This is a genomic window from Bacillus sp. ISO11 (assembly GCF_003458115.1).
GTDB lineage: Bacteria > Bacillota > Bacilli > Bacillales > Bacillaceae_G > Bacillus_A > Bacillus_A cereus.
In genome coordinates this window covers 89,067-108,848 of record NZ_QXCO01000014.1, presented here as the reverse complement: position 1 = coordinate 108,848, position 19,782 = coordinate 89,067, and the positions used below count along the sequence as shown (strand labels likewise).

Genomic DNA, 19,782 nt, shown 5'->3' with positions numbered 1-19,782 from the left:
TATGTACCCCCTACATGTTGAGAATATTTTTCAATAGCAAGCATGATATTAAGCCTTTATCTTTTGATTGTCAATACATATGGGTGAAAATAATTCTCATTTCCGTTGACAATGAGAATTAAGTTGAAATACACTAACAACGTATCATTATACATTGAAGGGGAAACGCTGCATGTTATTAAAAACAAATCGAGCAAAATGGATTGGATTATTTGTTGGAATCATTGCAGTCGTTATTTGTATTTGGGGAAGTATTATTTTCGGGTATACAAATACGAGTTGGAAACTAGCATTGGATGCTTTTTTCCATTTTAACGGTTCCAATGAACATATTATTATTCAAAATGTACGTCTGCCTAGGGCGTTAATTGCAGCTAGTGTTGGTGCTAGTTTAGCCATTGCTGGTTGTCTTATGCAAACTTTAACTAAGAATCCACTTGCTTCTCCAGATTTTATTGGATTAAATTCAGGTGCTGCGTTCTTCATAGTTGTAGCAATTGTAATCTTTTCAGTAACATCATTATCAGCTTTCACATGGATTGCCTTTTTAGGAGCGGCGGTTGCAGCTGTACTTGTATTTGCTTCTAGTTCTTTAGGAAAAGAAGGAACTACTCCTCTTAAGTTAACGTTAGTAGGGGTCGCAATTAGTGCGTTATTTTCATCATTAACACAAGGATTACTTGTGTTAAATGAAAAAGCACTTGAAGAGGTATTATTTTGGCTTGCTGGATCTGTGCAAGGGAGAAAGTTAGAAATTTTACAATCTGTATTCCCATATTTATTAATAGGATGGATTGCATCTCTTATGATGGCAGGGAAAGTAAATACATTGATGATGGGAGAAGACGTCGCGAAAGGACTTGGACAACGAACAATTTTAATGAAATCATTCGTGTTACTTATTATTGTACTGTTGTCTGGTGGTTCGGTTGCGGTTGCTGGCCCAATTGGATTTATTGGAATTATTACTCCGCATTTTGCGAGATTTCTTGTTGGAGTTGACCACAGATGGAGAGTGCCTTATAGCGGATTGTTAGGTGCAATACTACTAATATTGGCTGATATAGCAGCAAGATATGTCATTATGCCACAAGAAGTACCAGTAGGAGTTATGACAGCATTTATTGGAGCTCCATTCTTTATTTATATTGCACGTAAGAGAGGGCTTAGCAAATGAAGAAATATATTCCGTTTCGTATAGGAAAAGGTGAGCTCTCGTTTTTAATGTATAAACGAGCTTGTCTCGTCTTGTTAAGTTTACTAGTTGTTTTAATAGGATTATTCTTTGCGAGCGCAGGTATGGGAGACATGAAAATTGCTCCTTATGACGTATGGCAAGCAATTACTGGAAATGGCGATGCGATGTCAAATATGGTTGTGAATAAGTTTCGTATGCCACGTATTTTAATTGCTATCCTCGTAGGAATTGCGCTTGCTGTAGCAGGATGTATTTTACAAGGTCTCGTTCGAAATCCACTTGCTTCTCCGGATATCATCGGGATTACGGGCGGGGCAAGTGTTGCAGTTGTATTGTTTTTAGCTATATTTAGTGATAAAAATAATGCGCTAACTGTAAGCATTCATTATATGCCGTTAGCAGCCTTTGTTGGGGCAACGATTGTGGCGCTTTTTGTATATTTATTTGCATGGAGAAATGACGGGTTATCGCCGATTAGTCTTGTTTTAATTGGTGTGGGGTTTTGGGCATTAACGAAAGCGGCAACGACTTTGTTTATGTTGTTAGCACCAATTTATCAAGCGAGTCAAGCGAATGTATGGATTACAGGTACTGTTTATGGTTCTTCATGGCAAAACGTTATGGTGCTTGCACCGTGGGTTCTCATTTTAACGGTAATATCATTTATAGCTGCTAGACATTTAAATGCGCAAGAGCTAGGGGATGATATTGCGGTAGGACTTGGTGTTCCTTTAACGAAGTCACGCGTATTCATGTTATTACTTAGTACGGCTTTAATTGGGGGAGCAGTTGCCTTCGCCGGAGGAATTGGATTTGTCGGTTTAATGGCACCTCATATTTCACGAAGGCTAGTTGGTTCTTTATACGGTGCATTACTCCCAGTTGCAGCTATTGTTGGTGCAATTCTAGTACTTGCTGCAGATTTAATTGGGCGTACAGTTTTCACACCACTTGAAATTCCAGCAGGGGTATTTACATCAGCAATTGGTGCACCTTATTTTATTTATTTACTTTATAAAAGTCGGAATTCATAAAGGGAGATGAATATGCAAAAAGCATTGGAGACGAAACGTTTGACGTTGTCTTATGGTGAAACAATTATTATCGATGAGTTGAATTTAGAAATTCCAAAAGGTGAAATTACAATCTTTATCGGTTCCAACGGTTGCGGGAAATCAACTTTATTACGTTCACTAGCTAGATTATTAAAGCCAACAACTGGTGATATTTTGTTAGATAATCAAGCTATTCAAAGTATGCAAACTAAGCAAATTGCTCGTCAAATGGCAATTTTACCGCAAGGACCGCAAGCACCTGAAGGGCTTACAGTATTGCAACTTGTAAAACAAGGACGCTATCCATATCAAACATGGCTGAAACAGTGGTCAGAAAAAGATGAGGAAATGGTACAGAAGGCACTTGCAGCAACAGGTATGACAGAATTTGCTGAGCGTGATGTGCATGCTCTTTCAGGTGGACAACGACAACGTGCTTGGATTGCAATGACGCTTGCACAAGATACAGATATTATTTTACTGGATGAGCCTACTACATATTTAGATATGACTCACCAAATTGAGGTGCTAGATTTATTATTCGAATTAAATGAAACAGAACAAAGAACAATTGTCATGGTATTACACGATTTAAATTTAGCATGTCGCTATGCAGATAACATTGTAGCCATTCAGGATAAACAAATATATGCACAAGGTAAACCTGAAGAAGTGGTAGATGAGAAACTAGTACGTGATGTATTCCGAATGGAGTGTCAAATTAGTACGGATCCGTTGTTTGGAACACCGCTTTGTATACCTCACGGAAGAGGAAGACGTGTAGTTAAAGAAGTTGCTCAGGTAATGAGATAAAAAAAACGATGAGTGATTCATCGTTTTTTTTATTTGGTACAAGAAAATAAGAGGAAGAGAGGAATACGTAAGCGACGTTTATACTCTTCTTCATTTTGAAAATAGGGTGGATTTGGTGTAGCTTCTTTTAATGATGTAATGGTAAATCCAGCTTGCTGTAATAATGTGAAATAATCTTCCGTTGTACGATGATATTTAATAACTTCTTGGTCAATCCATGGTTCAACCCGTTTGCCTAGTTTAAAGTAATCATCGACGAGCCAACTCGTTCTTTTACCACTTGTTTGTAAGCTTTCAAACGAAGAAGTAATAACGGGATGTTGAACGCTAAAGGTAAAGGTGCCATTTGTTTTTAAAGTTTGAAACACATTTTGAAAAATGGTATCAAGATGTTCAATATAATGTAAGGCGAGTCTAGATGTTACTAAATCAAAAGTGGAAGAGGGGTAGGTATAATCTTTGAGGTTTAAAAAATGAACAGATCCATTTTTATTTTCTAGTTGTTTTTTAGCTTTTTCATACATAAGTTCAGAGCCTTCAATGCCGGTGTAAGAGTAGCATCCCTTTTCTAATAATTCCGCGCCAAACTTAGCATCACCACAGCCTAAATCGAGAATTTGTTTTCCTCGTACATGACCAATGAGCTGAAAGAATACTGGTTTTTCAATGGATTCATTTGGGCTATTTTCTCGGTATCTTCGTTTCATATATTGTTCGAAAAATGCTGTGTTATTGTATACATCAGATTCTGTAAATGCCATGTTTGAAACCTCCTGAAATATTTTTTTAATTCTATCAAATATGAAAAGTAAATAATAGATTTATTGTAATGAATCATATATAATCTAAAATTGTAAGCGGTTACTTTAAACTATTTTTCTATAATAAATTCTGAAAACGTGTTAAGCTAGTAGAGGGATTATTAGAACTATTAAGACAATAATCCGCTTACATGAACGATGGGAGGCTTCACGATGTCTAGTAAAACACTTGCGAAATTTTTAGAAGAAAATTTAGAGGATTTAAAATCAAAGGGGCTTTATAACGTAATTGATCCGCTTGAGAGTTCAAATGGACCGATCATTACAATTGGCGGAAAAGAATATATTAACTTATCTTCAAACAACTATCTTGGATTAGCAACAGATAGCCGTTTGCAAGAAGCAGCAATTGGTGCTATTCATAAGTACGGTGTTGGAGCAGGGGCTGTTCGTACAATTAACGGTACTTTAGATTTGCATATTAAGTTAGAAGAAACAATTGCAAAGTTTAAACATACAGAAGCAGCAATTGCTTATCAATCAGGATTTAACTGTAATATGGCAGCGATTTCAGCTGTTATGGATAAAAATGATGCAATTCTTTCAGACGAATTAAACCATGCTTCTATTATTGATGGTAGTCGTCTATCAAAAGCAAAAATTATTGTTTATAAACATTCGGATATGGAAGATTTACGCCAAAAAGCAATTGCGGCGAAAGAATCAGGTCTTTACAATAAATTAATGGTAATTACAGACGGTGTCTTTTCAATGGATGGAGATGTTGCAAAACTACCAGAAATTGTTGAGATTGCAGAAGAGTTAGATTTAATGACATACGTAGATGATGCACACGGTTCAGGTGTACTTGGAAAAGGTGCAGGAACTGTAAAGCACTTCGGTCTTTCTGATAAAGTTGATTTCCAAATTGGTACATTATCAAAAGCAATTGGGGTAATTGGTGGATATGTAGCAGGGAAACAAAACTTAATTGACTGGTTAAAAGTTCGTTCACGTCCATTCTTATTCTCTACAGCATTAACACCAGCTGATGCAGCAGCTTGCATGAGATCAATTGAAATCTTAATGGAAAGCACAGAGTTACACGATCGCTTATGGGAAAATGGCCGCTACTTGAAACAAGGATTAAAAGAACTTGGCTTTAACATTGGAGAAAGTGAAACGCCAATTACACCTTGTATCATTGGGGACGAAGTATTAACACAAGAATTTAGTAAACGTCTAAATGAAGAAGGGGTATACGCAAAATCTATCGTGTTCCCAACTGTAGCAAAAGGAACAGGACGCGTTCGTAATATGCCTACAGCAGCTCATACGAAAGAAATGTTAGATGAAGCAATTCTTAAGTATGAAAAAGTAGGAAAAGAAATGGGCATCATTTAAGTAACGACATCTTTTGAATAGCTTGCAAATGAGGAGTGGGGAAAATGAAAAAAATTCTAGTAACCGGTTCTTTAGGGCAAATTGGTTCTGAACTAGTAATGAAACTTCGTGATGTATACGGCGCATCAAATGTTATTGCAACAGATATTCGTGAAACAGATAGTGAAGTAGTAACGTCTGGTCCATTTGAAACGTTAGATGTAACAGATGGACAAAAACTACATGATATCGCAAAGCGTAATGAAGTAGATACAATTATTCATTTAGCAGCTTTACTTTCAGCAACAGCAGAAAAAAATCCGTTATTTGCATGGAATTTAAATATGGGTGGGCTTGTAAATGCTCTAGAAGCAGCTCGTGAATTAAACTGTAAGTTCTTCACGCCAAGTTCTATCGGTGCATTCGGTCCATCGACGCCAAAAGATAATACACCGCAAGATACAATTCAGCGTCCTACTACGATGTATGGGGTAAACAAAGTGGCAGGAGAATTACTATGTGATTATTATCATCAAAAATTTGGCGTAGATACGCGCGGTGTCCGTTTCCCAGGTTTAATTTCTTACGTAGCTCCTCCAGGAGGCGGAACGACTGATTATGCAGTTGAAATTTATTATGAGGCAATTAAAAAAGGTGCATACACCTCATACATTGCTGAAGGAACGTACATGGACATGATGTATATGCCTGATGCTTTACAAGCGATCATTTCATTAATGGAAGCTGATCCAAGTAAGCTAGTGCATAGAAATGCATTTAACATTACAGCAATGAGCTTCGAGCCAGAGCAAATTGCAGCGTCAATTCGTAAACACATTCCGACGTTTACAATGGATTATGCAGTAGATCCAGCTCGTCAAACAATCGCTGATAGCTGGCCAAACTCTATTGACGCAACTGCAGCAATGAAAGAGTGGGGCTTTAAAGCAGAATACGATTTAGACAAAATGACAACGGACATGCTGGCTAAGTTAAAAAAAAAGCTCACAGCTGAGTTAGTGATGAATTAATAGGAAGAGTCGATTCTTAGGAATCGGCTCTTCATTATTTTTGGGAGGAGAGAAGTCTTATGCAAAGAGTTGATGTCGTATACGCACTAATACATGACGAAGAAACAGATAAAATATTAATGGTACATAATGTAGAACAAAACGTTTGGTCATTGCCAGGTGGGGCTGTGGAAAAAGGTGAAATATTAGAGGAAGCACTAATAAGAGAAGTGAAAGAAGAGACAGGTTTAACCGCCTTGGCTGGGGGGCTTGTTGCGGTCAATGAAAAATTCTTTGAAGAATCAGGGAATCATGCACTATTTTTTACATTCCGAGCGAATGTAGTAAAAGGGGAACTTATTGCGGAAGATGAAGGTGAAATTTCTGCAATAGAGTGGGTAGATCGAACAATTGCGAATGAGCGTTTCCCATACTATGACGGAGGATTTGAATCTTTATTAGAAGTAGCCATTCCATACAAGTTTCAACCAGAAACAAAGTAATTGAACGAAAAAACAGGAGCCACAAGGCTCCTATTTTCTATTCAATCGTCTTCAGTAATAGTTTTTTCAGCAATGGTTTAATCTTCAATCGTAAATCTTCAGCATGATTTGCAACTAAGAAGTGATGGTTATAAATGTTTTTCATCAATTGATAAGTTGCTTCTTTCGCTTCGCCTTCTTCGATGAAGATACCGATTACTTCCATACCACTTTTACGCGCGAGTTTAACAGCTTCATGCGTATCTAAAATTCCGTCTTGTTGATAGTCTAGCGCAGAAGGCTCACCGTCTGTGAAGACTAGTAAGAATTTATGTTTCTCAGGTCTTTTGGCAAGTTTTTCAGAAACGATACGAATAATATATCCGTCGCGGTTATCTTCTTCTTCACGAAGTTGCATAATTTCTGGACCAACGTTTGGCAACGTTGAGTTTTTATAATTTACAACTTCATGGATAACGTTCGGCTTATCTTCAGGTTTAGCGCTAGAGGCATCTTCCCAAAATCCGCTAATAGCGTGCGGGATTTTTAAAGACTTTAAAGCTTCATGGAATAGTACAACACTCTTCTTCGTTTCTTCCATTTTGTTATACATAGAACCAGAACAGTCAACTAATAGTTGGAATGCAACATCGAGTTCTTGTGACTCTTGTCCTTTTTTATAAAACATACGCGGTTGTTTTTCGGTATAAATACGAAGGAATTTCTTACGAAGTCTTCCGTAATATTTATCACTATTCGCATTCGTTTTATTTTCAATTGTTTTTTCGATAATTTTCTTTAATTCTTTTACATCTTTATTGACGACTGATTTGATAGCTTGGTAATCTTTTTTCTCATCTGAGTTTGGTTTGCGAGCTTCTTTAAAAGTATGAGAAGCACCTACATTATACTTACCGTATGCACCGTCGTGCTGGCTAGAAGCGTGTGAAGCCCTTGCTTCTTCTGTATCAGCGCCATCAAAGTTGGATTGTGTACTTTTTTGTGAAGTACCTTGTACAGAACCAAGTGCTTGGTCGCCATCTTCTGATTCACGGGCAGTATCACCCATCATATTAGTTTTTGTTCCGCTTTCTAATTCAAAGCGTAAAAAGTTCTCGTTTTCGTTATTTTTATTTTCACGATGCCATGTGGAGAAACTTTCATCCATTTTGTTTTTATTTTCATCATCATCTATAAGCTGCGTATCATCATTTGCTAAATCTTCGACGCGACAGTTCTTTTCGTCTGCAAGGACAGATAAGTAAAGTGGAGCATGTCCGAAATAGTTGTTAAGCATATCGCTTTCAAGAAGCGCCTCTAAGCGATAGCGAATTTTCTCAACGATATACATAATATCTTCTGTATTACGTGCTTGGAATGTTTCATGTAAAATCGCTTCAATTTGCTCAAAATATTCATTATTAAACATTTCGTATTTATCGCTAGTTAATGAAAGATAGCATAGGCAAAATAGACGATCACCGTGATAATTACGAACACGGTTTATTTCATTTTGAGAGCCGAAATAATTGCGGTACATTTCTTTTCGACGTTTAAAAACATGCTTCGTGCCAGGACGTAAGTTCTTTACGATTTCCTCAACGCGTAAATCTTCTAATAGAACAAATAATTGTGTTAAAAACTTTTTTAGGGGCGATTCTTGCAATTCAATCGCATAAGAACGAATTAAAGTCATGTCCGAGTAATGTTTATTACCAAGTGCTTTTAAGAACACTTCGCTTTTTAATCCGATTACTGTATCTTCTTCTTTTCGATCATCCCAAAAGTGACTAATGACAACTTTCTTTTCAATTTCGTCGTAGTATGCTTTATAGCCATATTCAAGATAGGCATCGTCTTCTTTTAGAAGGGCATACATTAAGTTTTCCATTTGTAGAAACAGCGACGCATCAATTTTTTTGTCACTAAAAATTTGTCTCATAAATTATCCCTCAAAGAAATAACTTTCTGCTAATTCACGGACAGTCATTTGTTCTGTTTCATCATTAAGTTTTGCAATTATGCTTCGTTCAATCGCTCGCATAACAGGAATATATACACCTAAATCACATGCGTCGATAATACCACGAATACTTGCTGCTTCTTCACTTACACGTCCATCGCGAGCTAAAGGCATAAGGTCGCTTGCAAATGCAACAAACTTTTCAATTGTTGCAACATCATTTAATTTTGATTCTGCTAATAATAGTTCTTTTAATGTATCACCTTGAATGTAAGGAACTTCAATAATAACGAAACGGTTTTTTAACGCTTCATTTAGTTCACTTGTTCCAACGTAACCTTCGTTAATCGCAGCAATTACACGGTATTCGTCATCACCGTATACAACCTCTTGTGTAAATGGGTTTGTAATCATTTTACGGTAATCTAATGCGCCGTGAAGAAGTGGTAACGTTTCAGGTTTTGCCATATTGATTTCGTCAATATATAGGAAGTGACCGTTCTTCATTGCTTTCATAAGAGGACCGTTAACGAATGAAACTTCAGATGCACCATCTTTCGTTTGTAGTGTGTTGTATCCTAAAATACCCTCTACATCTAAGTCGACAGAGCAGTTAATGCTATGCATTGGTTTTTGGAATAAAGAAGAAAGAGTTTCCGCTAGTACTGTTTTACCACTACCAGTCGGTCCTTTTAATAGAATGTTCTTGCCAAGAAGAAGTGCTGTAATCGCATCTTCAATAATGCTATTATCAGACGCTTTATATATTTTCGTTCCGATTAAATGTGCATTTTCACCAGCTTCTTGTTTATTCTTTTCATGAATCGTAGAAAGCTGTTGTTTTAAATCAGCATGTATATGAAATTGTTCTAACATGTATTTCCCACCTAACATTATTTTCATAAAGTAATACATCTTATGATAACTTGTTTTAATATGGTATGCAAAGAAAAGGAAGGAGGATAAAGGGAAAAGAAAAAGCAATCAAGATGAAGTTGATTGCCTACAGTAAAGGAGAAATGAGCCTCATGAAAGACTCCAATATGCGTTTTTTTATACTTCTTTTTTGGAAAGAGTTCCATTTAATTTCAGTTGAATGTTTAAAATCTTCTTCAAAATCACGTTTAATGTCGTGAACTGTTTTTGATTCATAAAGCACGCTAATAATTTCGTAATTCAATTCAAAGCTACGTACATCCATGTTCGCTGTTCCAATAGTTGCAATTGTATCATCAACGAGTACAATTTTTGCATGCATAAAACCATCTTTATAACTGTAAATAGAAGCACCAGCTTTTAAAAGCGGAGTGAAATAGGATTGAGATGCTTGATCACTAATGATGCTATCACTTTTACCTGGATATAAAATCCGTACATCTATTCCGGCAATTGCACTTAAGCGTAATAATGTTAAAGTTTCTTGATCTGGAATAAAGTAGGGTGTAGCGATCCAAATGGATTTTTTTGCAGAGCCCATAACAGCTAATAATGTATTACGAATACTTTTATCATCGGAGCTTGGTCCGCTTGCTACGATTTGAACAGCACCTTCTGCATTTGAAATCTCTTTACCTGGGAAGTATTGTCTATTCATGAATTGATCCCAGGAATAAGTATTTAAACCACTAGAGGCATAGAGCCAGTCTTCTAGAAAGATTGCTTGTAATTTATATAATGCTTTTCCTTCTATTTTTAAATGACTATCACGCCAAACAGGAAATTTCTTGGAACGGCCAAGATATTCATCACCGACATTGAGTCCTCCGGTAAAACCAATTTTTCCATCTACAATAACAATTTTTCGATGGTTACGATAATTGACAGTTTCAAGTAACCAAGCTGAAAAAATAGGGTCAAATTCTACAATTTCAATCCCAGCTTCTTTCATAGGTTGCAAAAATCGTCGTCGTAACGTATTACTTCCAAGGCCATCATAAAGGAAGCGTACAATAACACCATCTTTTGCTTTTTGTATTAAAGCATCTCGAACTTTTGTACCAATTTCATCAGATTTATAAATGTAGTATTGAATATGTATATGATGCTTTGCCTGCTCTATAGCTCGCAAAATTTCTGAAAATGTTTGATCTCCGTTTGTTAAAAGTTTTGTAGTTGTTTTATCTGCGGCAGGACCACCTCCAAATTTTTGTATGACTTCTGTTAAATGTATGGAACGTTCATTTAGTGGGACTGTGAGTAATAACTCTAGTCTTCTTCCTTCTAATATTTCACGGAATAATTTTCTTTGTTCTTCTGAACGATGGAGATGTTTTTTTCTTCTCCAGCGGCTGCGTCCGAAAATAGCGTATAAAAGCACACCTATAATAGGAAGAAGTGCTAATACTAAAAACCATGCTAACGTACTTTGTGGAGATCTATTTTCTATAAAAATAACGAATGAAATTCCGACAATTGTGATGGACCATAGAGCACCGACAAATGTATATAACGAAATATACGATGTATTTAATAGGAACAGAACGATAGATACAATTGTAAATATTAATAGTAATTGAACGATAGGCTTCTTCATTTCTATATAATTCCCCTAATCTTTTTTCAATATAGACTTCTTAAATAGAAGATGTAATATGACATCTTTATTATAAGGTGTTTTGCTTTTTTTACAAAATATAGACATTTCACCTATACTTTCCGCATTTGTCCTACATACAGTGTACTATCCCATTTTTTATCCCACTCTTAACGCATATGAAAATGAAAAAATCGAAAAGGAGCGGAGAAACATGAATTATATAGAAAATAATGGATTGTACTATCGAAATCATCATCATGGAGGACACAATCATGGTGGACATCATCACCATGGAGGACACAATCACTATGATCACCATCATCATCACGGAGGCGGATGGGGCTGGGGTGGTGGTAGTTCATGGGGAGGCGGATTTTTCCCTGGAAGCTTTGTAGGAGGAGTGTTAGGCGGACTGACAGCTGGTGCATTAACAGGTGCAACAAGTGGAGGATATTATCCGGCTCCATATCCAGTAGCTTATCCATCACCATACCCTGTAACGTATCCAATGCCATACCCAGGTTATCAGCAAATACCATATTCGTATTAAACTAAAAAAGAGGCTATCCTCTTTTTTAGTTTAATACAGTATTTATTTATAAAATAATTCCAAAGTTAAGGTGGAAATATGTTAATATTTTGTTATTGTAATTCAAAAACATGCACATTAATGTAGATTTTCATATTATTATTTGTGAATAGTTATGTAGTATGATCTAATTTCTATTTCGTTATTAAAAACAAAGAGATCAGATATGAGTGGTATTAGTTGGAAACAAGGCTTGCATAGAGCTACTTAAAAGGATTGCGGTATAATAAGGCGCGAAGTAATTAGAGATATGGGAAGCTACCAGTTATAATTGAAACGGTATAATATTGCTTTTTATTACAAATAATATTATGTTATTTTAATCGGTTTATTTAAAAAGATAATTTATGTAAAGGGCTAGTATTAGAAAATGAAATATCTCTATTTCTATGAAGAGAAACAGGTTGTGTTTTAGTCAGATAGAAGCAAGGAGAGATGCGCATGCTAGAACAGAGAGGTCATGCATTATATGACTCTTCGTTGCGAGATTTAAAGTTAGCATTAGATGAGTCTTCAATTGTTGCAATTACAGATCGAAAAGGTCTTATTACATATGTAAATGATAAATTTTGTGAAATCTCTAAATACAAAAGAGAAGAATTAATTGGAAAAGATCACCGTATTTTAAATTCAGGTCATCATCCGAAAACCTTTTTTCAAAACTTATGGAAACGTATTTTGAATGGGAAAGTATGGACAGGTGAGATTCGGAATCGAGCAAAAGATGGTACATATTATTGGGTCAAAACAACAATTGTTCCATTTTTAAATGAAAAAGGAGAGCCTTACCAGTTTATCGCAATACGAAATGATATTAGTAGTAGAAAAGAAGCGGAACAGAGGTTGCGGCTAAGTGAAAGTCGTTATAGGGAACTTGCCTATCATGATGCTTTAACGAGTTTGCCGAACCGTTTGCAATTAATAACGACCGTTAATAAATTGATTGCAGATAAAAAAGAATTTGGTATGATTTACTTTGATTTGGACCGTTTTAAATTAGTAAATGATACGTTAGGTCATATGATAGGGGACTTACTTTTAAGCGAAGTCGCTTCAAGGTTGCATTATGTACTAGGAGAGAAAGATGTTCTGGCTAGGCTAGGTGGCGACGAATTTGTGCTGTTAACAAAAAATCATAGACAAGATGATATGAGGCAGTTAGCGACATCTGTGTTGTCATGTTTCCAGGCACCATTTATTCTTGAAGGCCATGAAGTATATATTTCAGCTAGTCTAGGACTTTGTTCTTATCCACAAGACGGACAAGACGTGGAAACATTATTGAAAAACTCCGACTTAGCTATGTATAGTGCAAAAGAACAGGGGAGAAATGCTGCATGTTTCTTTACAGATGAGCTACGCGCGAAAATAAATCGTAGAATGAAAGTTGAGTTTGCTTTGCAAAAGGCAATTCGTGATGAAGAGTTAGATGTAGTATTGCAGCCTATTATTGATTTGAAAACGAAGAGATATTCTGGTATAGAAGCTCTAGTACGCTGTATGACAGAAGACGGACCTATTTCACCAAACGAATTTATCCCGGTAGCTGAAGAGTCTGGACTTATTATAAAGCTAGGAGACTGGGTATTAGAAAAATCGTGCCGATTGTTTAAAACATTGCCCAATTATCAAGAAGGACTAAAGTTATCAGTGAATTTATCTATACAACAATTAATGCAGAAACGTTTTATTTTCTCTGTACGTAGCATTTTAAAGAGAACTGGTTTTCCTCCGAACCGTTTAATATTAGAAATAACGGAAAGCATAGCAGTCCGCCATTTTGATTATATTATTGCTACATTACAAGAATTAAGAAATATGGGTGTTTTAATTGCTTTGGATGATTTCGGAACTGGCTATTCTTCCTTATATTATTTAAAACAACTACCACTGGATATTGTAAAAATTGATCGTAATTTTATTCGTGAATTTCATTATGATCACGCACAACCAGAACGAACGATTGTAAAATCCGTTATTGAAATTGCTCATAGTTTAAATTTAGCAGTAGTTGCTGAAGGAGTAGAAACAGTAGAGCAAGAGAGTTTGTTACAATCAATGAGCTGTGATTATGTACAGGGATTTTATTATGCGAAACCTTTATCTGTAGGAGAGCTAAAAGAAAAGTTAATTACAGATTTTTAATAAAAAAGAGAAGCCAGCAGCTTCTCTTTATTTAATCCGTTTTTTGTGAGTCTTTCATTAGTACTGGATAAAGAATAAGACCTAATACGAACAATCCAATTCCTAAGAAGAATGTTTTTAAATCAGCAGTTCCCGTTTTGATAACCCAAATAGAGTATACCAACGCTAATGTCGTAATGATTCCATCTTTTACTCGAGATCCGGGCAGTATATCATACGTTTCTCCTGTAATAACTAATTTTAATTGGTACAAGGTAGAAACAAGGTATGGAATTAAATAGGCTAATGTTGCTACGACGATAGCGAAACTATACGCTTCTGAAACAGTACCAGAAATCGTTGAAAATAAGAAAATTTGCGTCATTATATTTGTAATCAATAGTGATTTTGAAGGACTACCTTTTTTATTTGTTTTCCCGAAAAACTTAGGGAAAAGTCCATTTTTTGCTGCCTGGTAAGGTACTTCTGAACTAACAACAATCCAGCCAACTGTAGATCCAAATAAAGATATAAGAGCGAGTAAGGCCATTATATATGCACCTTTATTTCCAATTGCTAAATTTAATGCATCTACTAACGGTTTTTGAGACTCCTTTAAAGCATCTTGCGGAAGAGCTCCCATTGTAAGTAAAGTAATTGACATGTAAATAAGAAGAGCGATAATTAATCCGAAAATCGTAGCTTTTTTTACATCGCGCTGTGATTTTGCACGATTAGAAAGCATAACTGCTGATTCAATACCGATAAATGCCCAGAGTGTTGCAATAGCAGCTGAATTGATTTGGCCACCTAATGAGATTGATTGTCCTGCTTCATTCATAAAGGTTTGACCGTCTCCGAAATTAGAGGCGTTGAAAATGAACAATGTAATTACAATAAACATTGTAAATCCGATAATTTTTGCAATAGTAGCAAGTAGATTCATATTTCCAGCTCGATCAATATTTTGCGAAAGAATATATTGAATTCCCCATAGCATAAGGCTACATACAAGGAAAGTTAACCCTTTTCCGAGTTCTAGTGAAAATCCGTTTATTGAAAAAAGAATTTGCTTACTTTGTAAAACTGGAAAGAATGTTGATAAATATCCAGCAAAGGAAATAATAACAGATGCTGTTGCAGCCCAGTTAGCAGCCCAATATCCCCATGCCATACTATATCCTGCAACTTTACCAGCTTTTTTTGAAGGAAACATCGCTTGAGCATAGCTTTGTGGTCCAGCTTTTAATTCTGGTTTACGAATCGCTAAATTTCCAAATACAAGTGCAATCATAAATACGCCAAGGCCTGTAATACTCCATGCGAGTGTAGAACCCATTGGACCTGATACTTGTGCTAAATTTGCTGGAAGCATAAATACGCCACCGCCAACCATATTCCCGATAACAAATGCTGTTAAAACCCATAATCCCCATTTTTTCGTTTCCATTTTTGTTAACTCCTTTGTAGTAAGTTTTGCTTAAACATCATTTTTTACTAGCTTTTTGACAATAAAAAAAGAGCCATGTAGATAAAAAAATACCTACATGGCTCTTTTGCCAAAGCGTAGGTACAACGGGAATAACCCTTGTACCTACGCGTAATTTTTCCGCTAGGTTTCAAGGGTTACGTATGATGATGATGTTTTTGTGCAAATGTAACTACAGTTGTTGTATAAGTAAGCATAGTTCTTTGCTCCCTTTCTCCTCTGATTTTGAAGTTAGTATACTACATGTTTTTTTGAATGAAAAGAAAAATATAAAAATTTTTATAAAAATACGTTTTAAAGATTAAATATTTACCTATATTTTTCTTGTACTGGAAAATAAGTGAGAGATTGGCAGAAGAGTGAAGCATGTTATAATACATATAGAATTAGAAGGTGACAAGGGGCTATTGTAGATGATGAGTAAGTATGAACAAATTTATACAGAAATCAGTAAATCTATTGATAATAAACAATTAAAAGAGGGATGCAAAATCCCATCAGAAACAGAATTAATGAAGCAGTATGAGGCAAGCCGAGGCACGGTGAGAAAAGCTGTAGATTTACTGCAAGAGCGTGGATATGTGCAAAAAATTCATGGAAAAGGTGTTTTTGTTTTAAAGCGAAAAAATATTGAATTTAATTTTGGCGGTATTGTAAGTTTCCAAGAAGAAAATGAACGTTTGGGACGTCATTGTATTACGGAAGTTGTGGAAATGGACAAAGAAAAAGCCACAAAAGAAATTGCAAAATTATTAAATGTAAAAGAAAAAACAGAGATTGATCATATTAAACGTGTACGAAATATTGATGGAGAAAAAGTAATTTTAGATATAAATCATTTTGTATCTGAGTTTATTCCAGGATTAACGAAAGAAATTGCAACTGCATCGATTTATAAATACATCGAGAAAGAGCTTGGGCTACATATTAGTTATTCGCAGAGGGTAATTGAAGTACAGCCATGTACAGAGGATGACAGAAAGTATTTAGATTTAAATGGAACAGACTATGTTGTCGTTGTGAAAAACTTTACACATTTGTATGATGGAAGTCAGTTTGAATATACAGAATCACGCCACCGTTTAGATATTTTTCACTTTTCGGATGTGGCACGCAGGAAGTAAAGAGGTGGAACAAAATATTGTTTCATCTCTTTTTTTATAAAAAAAACACAAACTCGTATATACGAGTGTTGACTAACTTATATATACGAGTTAATATGTAATTGTAAACGGTATCAAAAAAAGAAAAGAGGGACGGGAATATGGGGAAAGACTATCGTAAAACAGCAGAGGAAGTGTTGCAGTATATTGGTGGGAAAGACAATATTGAACAAGCTGCACATTGTGTGACGAGGCTCCGTATCGCTTTAAAAGATGAAAGTAAAATAGATAATGATAAATTACAGTCTGTTTCATTAGTGAAAGGAGCGTTTCATAACGCTGGTATATTTCAAGTTGTAATTGGTCCAGGGGATGTAGATCGTGTTTACGCTGAATTGATAACGCTTGCAGGTATGAAAGAATCGACTGTAGCTGACGTAAAAGACTCTGGAAATCAGAAGTTAAATCCAGCTCAAAAGTTTGTAAAAATATTTTCGGATGTATTTATGCCGATATTACCAGCGATCGTAACAGCTGGTTTACTAATGGGTATTAACAATCTATTAGGCGCAAAGGACTTATTTTTTGATGGGAAAAATTTATTAGATGTTTATCCGAACTTAGGCGGGCTTTGGGATTTAATTAATATGATGGCCAATACAGCATTCGTATTCTTACCAGCACTTGTCGGTTGGTCAGCAACGAAGCGTTTTGGTGGTAGTCCAATACTAGGGATTGTTATGGGACTAATGCTTGTGCACCCGGCCTTATTAAACGCTTGGGACTATGGAAAAGCAGCGACTGGTTTAGACGGACAAAAGATTGAGTACTTCGATATTTTAGGACTGTTCCAAATTGAAAAGGTAGGGTATCAAGGTCAAATCTTGCCGGTTTTAGTAGCTGCATTTGTGTTAAGTAAAGTAGAAATTTTCTTAAAGAAACATGTACCAAATGCAATTCAATTATTAGTTGTACCAATTACAACAATCGTTGTGACAGGTGTGTTAGCATTAGGAATTATTGGTCCGGTTACACGTCATATTGGAGATTTATTAACAGTAGGATTAGTAGGTGTATATGAAACAGTACCAGTAGTTGGAGCAGTATTATTTGGAGCGTTATATGCACCGCTTGTAATTACAGGTATGCATCATATGTTTATTGCAATTGATTTACAATTGATTGCACAACATGGCGGTACATTTATTTGGCCAATGATTGCTCTTTCTAACATTGCGCAAGGTAGTGCGGCACTTGCGATGTTCTGGATTTCTAAAAATCAAAATGATAAAAGTATGGCATCAACATCAGCCATTTCAGCATACTTCGGTATTACAGAACCAGCGATGTTTGGTGTGAATTTACGAAATAAGTTCCCGTTTTATGCAGCGATTATAGGGTCTGCTGTGGCAGCGATATTCATTACATTAAATGGTGTATTAGCACCTGCTATCGGAATTGGGGGATTGCCAGCATTTATTTCTATCATTCCGAAATCGATTCCAATGTTTATTGTCGGAATGATTATTGCAGTTGTAATCCCATTTACTTTAACATGGTTATTTGCAAAAAGAGTGAAACAGAAGTAGGAGGAAGTTAAACATGAAGGATTGGCATAAAAGTGTAGTCTATCAAATTTATCCGAAGAGCTTTAATAGTTATTACAATAGAGAAACCGGTGATATAAAAGGGGTTACAGAGAAACTAGATTATTTAAAAGAACTCGGAGTGGATTATATTTGGTTAACACCGATATACCAATCACCACAAAATGATAATGGATATGATGTAAGTGATTATTACAGCATTGATCCATCTTACGGAACGATGGAAGAGTTTGAAGAACTTTTAGCAGAAGCGAAAGTACGTAACATTGAAATTATGCTTGATATTGTTGTAAATCATAGTTCGACTGAACATAAGTGGTTTAAAGAAGCGAAGGAAGATAAAAATAGTCCATATCGTAATTACTATATTTGGCGTGATGAAAAAAATAATTGGCAGTCTAAGTTTGGTGGATCTGCTTGGAAATATGATGAGAAGACGGAGCAATATTATTTACATCTATTTGATGAAACACAAGCTGATTTAAATTGGGAAAATGAAAAACTGCGTGAAGAAGTATATGATATGATGCGCTTTTGGCTGGATAAAGGGGTAACGGGATTCCGATTAGATGTCATTAATTTAATTTCAAAAGACCAATGCTTTTTAAACGATGAAGGTAGTACTGCGACAAGTGATGGACGCAAGTATTATACAGATGGCCCGCGTGTTCATGAATATTTACAAGAGATGAACCGAAATGTTTTTGCAGGAAAAGATGTCATTACAGTTGGAGAAATGTCATCTACGACAATTGATAATTGTATTAAATATTCTAATCCTGAGCGTAATGAATTAAGCATGACGTTTAGTTTCCATCATTTAAAAGTAGATTATCCGAATGGTGATAAGTGGACGAAAGCAGAGTTTGATTTTATTAAATTAAAAGAGATTATGTCTAACTGGCAAATTGAAATGCAAAAGGGCGGAGGATGGAATGCGTTATTTTGGTGTAATCATGACCAGCCTCGCATCGTGTCACGCTTTGGTGATGATGGAAAGTACCGAAACGAATCTGCAAAAATGTTAGCGACAGCCATGCACATGCTGCAAGGAACGCCTTATATTTATCAAGGGGAAGAAATCGGTATGACGAATCCTAAATTTGAGTCCATCGAGCAATATCGTGATGTAGAATCGTTAAATATATACGATATAAAGCTAAAAGAAGGGCTATCAAAAGAAGAGATTATAGGGATTTTAAAGCAAAAATCTCGTGACAACTCTCGCACTCCGATGCAGTGGAATGAAGAGATGAACAGTGGTTTTACAACAAGTACACCTTGGATTTCAGCGGCTGAAAATTTTAAAGAAATAAACGTAGAGAAGGCATTAGAAGATAAAGAGTCCGTATTTTATCATTATAAAAAGTTAATAGAGCTTAGAAAAACGTATGATGTAATTACAGAAGGAGAATATGCTATTTTGGATAAAAATGATCCTAAAATTTGGGCATATACTCGTACTACAGAAAGTGAAGTACTACTTGTTATAAATAACTTCTATGGAGAAGAAATAACGTATTCAGTACCAGCGCACGTTCAGTTAGATGGAATGAAACAAGAAGTACTACTGTCGAATTATAAAGATGTCAGCAAGGATATTGCAAAACTTAACTTAAGACCATATGAATCAATTGTGTATCGATATACGAAATAAAAAGGTTGTATG

At 35.7% G+C, this 19,782-nt stretch carries 16 protein-coding genes; 11 read left to right on the top strand and 5 right to left on the bottom strand.

The window, feature by feature from the left end; genetic code table 11:
* Nucleotides 1-172: 172 nt before the first annotated feature.
* Genes D1166_RS16455 through D1166_RS16445 form a run of 3 tightly spaced genes read left to right on the top strand, consistent with a single transcriptional unit; the run spans nt 173 to nt 3,066 of the window.
* Entirely contained in the window at nt 173-1,177 is a 1,005-nt protein-coding gene (locus D1166_RS16455) for a FecCD family ABC transporter permease (RefSeq protein ID WP_118043359.1), read from the top strand.
* Nucleotides 1,174-2,232 (top strand): FecCD family ABC transporter permease, encoded by a 1,059-nt coding sequence (locus D1166_RS16450; protein ID WP_000760054.1) that lies wholly within the window; start codon nt 1,174-1,176, stop codon nt 2,230-2,232. Before D1166_RS16455 ends, D1166_RS16450 begins: the two co-directional genes overlap by 4 nt.
* Nucleotides 2,233-2,244: 12 nt before the next feature.
* Nucleotides 2,245-3,066, top strand: a complete 822-nt coding sequence (locus D1166_RS16445; protein ID WP_001167963.1) for an ABC transporter ATP-binding protein — start codon at nt 2,245-2,247, stop codon at nt 3,064-3,066.
* Nucleotides 3,067-3,095: 29 nt separating this feature from the next.
* Here the strand turns inward: D1166_RS16445 and D1166_RS16440 are convergent, their stop codons facing one another.
* Nucleotides 3,096-3,827 carry a class I SAM-dependent DNA methyltransferase gene (locus tag D1166_RS16440; RefSeq protein WP_097855841.1) on the bottom strand — a complete coding sequence of 244 codons (732 nt, stop codon included), beginning with the start codon at nt 3,825-3,827 and terminating at the stop codon, nt 3,096-3,098.
* A gap of 213 nt (nt 3,828-4,040) precedes the next feature.
* Here D1166_RS16440 and D1166_RS16435 point away from each other — a divergent pair, with 213 nt between their 5' ends.
* From D1166_RS16435 to D1166_RS16425, 3 genes are read left to right on the top strand one after another with little or no spacing between them, the layout of a single operon-like run.
* Nucleotides 4,041-5,231 carry a glycine C-acetyltransferase gene (locus D1166_RS16435; RefSeq protein WP_000095905.1) on the top strand — a complete coding sequence of 397 codons (1,191 nt, stop codon included), beginning with the start codon at nt 4,041-4,043 and terminating at the stop codon, nt 5,229-5,231.
* 44 nt (nt 5,232-5,275) lie between these two features.
* Nucleotides 5,276-6,241: an L-threonine 3-dehydrogenase gene (locus D1166_RS16430; RefSeq protein ID WP_000723125.1), complete on the top strand. Its 966-nt coding sequence runs from the start codon at nt 5,276-5,278 to the stop codon at nt 6,239-6,241.
* A 59-nt stretch (nt 6,242-6,300) separates the two neighbouring features.
* A complete protein-coding gene (locus D1166_RS16425) occupies nt 6,301-6,723 on the top strand; it encodes an NUDIX hydrolase (RefSeq protein ID WP_061655587.1) in 423 nt (140 codons plus the stop codon).
* Nucleotides 6,724-6,760: 37 nt separating this feature from the next.
* On the opposite strand, the gene D1166_RS16420 is transcribed toward D1166_RS16425, so the two are convergent.
* The 3 genes from D1166_RS16420 to D1166_RS16410 all read right to left on the bottom strand — a co-directional run bounded on the left by D1166_RS16420 (nt 6,761) and on the right by D1166_RS16410 (nt 11,198).
* Nucleotides 6,761-8,644, bottom strand: coding sequence for a vWA domain-containing protein (locus D1166_RS16420; protein WP_001248851.1), 1,884 nt, complete (start codon nt 8,642-8,644; stop codon nt 6,761-6,763).
* A 3-nt stretch (nt 8,645-8,647) separates the two neighbouring features.
* A complete protein-coding gene (locus tag D1166_RS16415) occupies nt 8,648-9,541 on the bottom strand; it encodes an ATP-binding protein (RefSeq protein ID WP_000892973.1) in 894 nt (297 codons plus the stop codon).
* A 127-nt stretch (nt 9,542-9,668) separates the two neighbouring features.
* A complete protein-coding gene (locus tag D1166_RS16410; RefSeq protein ID WP_000743031.1) occupies nt 9,669-11,198 on the bottom strand; it encodes a cardiolipin synthase in 1,530 nt (509 codons plus the stop codon).
* 214 nt (nt 11,199-11,412) lie between these two features.
* On the opposite strand from D1166_RS16410, the gene D1166_RS16405 reads away from it, so the two are divergent.
* Both D1166_RS16405 and D1166_RS16400 read left to right on the top strand, forming a co-directional pair.
* The gene (locus D1166_RS16405; protein WP_118043358.1) at nt 11,413-11,751 is read left to right on the top strand and encodes a cobalt transporter; all 339 of its coding nucleotides are present in this window, start codon (nt 11,413-11,415) and stop codon (nt 11,749-11,751) included.
* A gap of 480 nt (nt 11,752-12,231) precedes the next feature.
* Nucleotides 12,232-13,935, top strand: coding sequence for a putative bifunctional diguanylate cyclase/phosphodiesterase (locus D1166_RS16400; protein ID WP_000893350.1), 1,704 nt, complete (start codon nt 12,232-12,234; stop codon nt 13,933-13,935).
* A gap of 31 nt (nt 13,936-13,966) precedes the next feature.
* On the opposite strand, the gene D1166_RS16395 is transcribed toward D1166_RS16400, so the two are convergent.
* A complete protein-coding gene (locus D1166_RS16395) occupies nt 13,967-15,364 on the bottom strand; it encodes an amino acid permease (protein ID WP_000448444.1) in 1,398 nt (465 codons plus the stop codon).
* A gap of 452 nt (nt 15,365-15,816) precedes the next feature.
* Here D1166_RS16395 and treR point away from each other — a divergent pair, with 452 nt between their 5' ends.
* From treR to treC, 3 genes are all read left to right on the top strand, one after another.
* Nucleotides 15,817-16,527, top strand: a complete 711-nt coding sequence (treR, locus tag D1166_RS16390) for a trehalose operon repressor (protein WP_000987242.1) — start codon at nt 15,817-15,819, stop codon at nt 16,525-16,527.
* A gap of 140 nt (nt 16,528-16,667) precedes the next feature.
* On the top strand, nt 16,668-18,095 hold the full coding sequence (gene treP / locus D1166_RS16385) for a PTS system trehalose-specific EIIBC component (protein ID WP_000513940.1): 1,428 nt from the start codon (nt 16,668-16,670) through the stop codon (nt 18,093-18,095).
* Nucleotides 18,096-18,108: 13 nt separating this feature from the next.
* Nucleotides 18,109-19,770, top strand: a complete 1,662-nt coding sequence (treC, locus tag D1166_RS16380) for an alpha,alpha-phosphotrehalase (protein ID WP_097861493.1) — start codon at nt 18,109-18,111, stop codon at nt 19,768-19,770.
* The last annotated feature ends 12 nt before the right edge of the window (nt 19,771-19,782 follow it).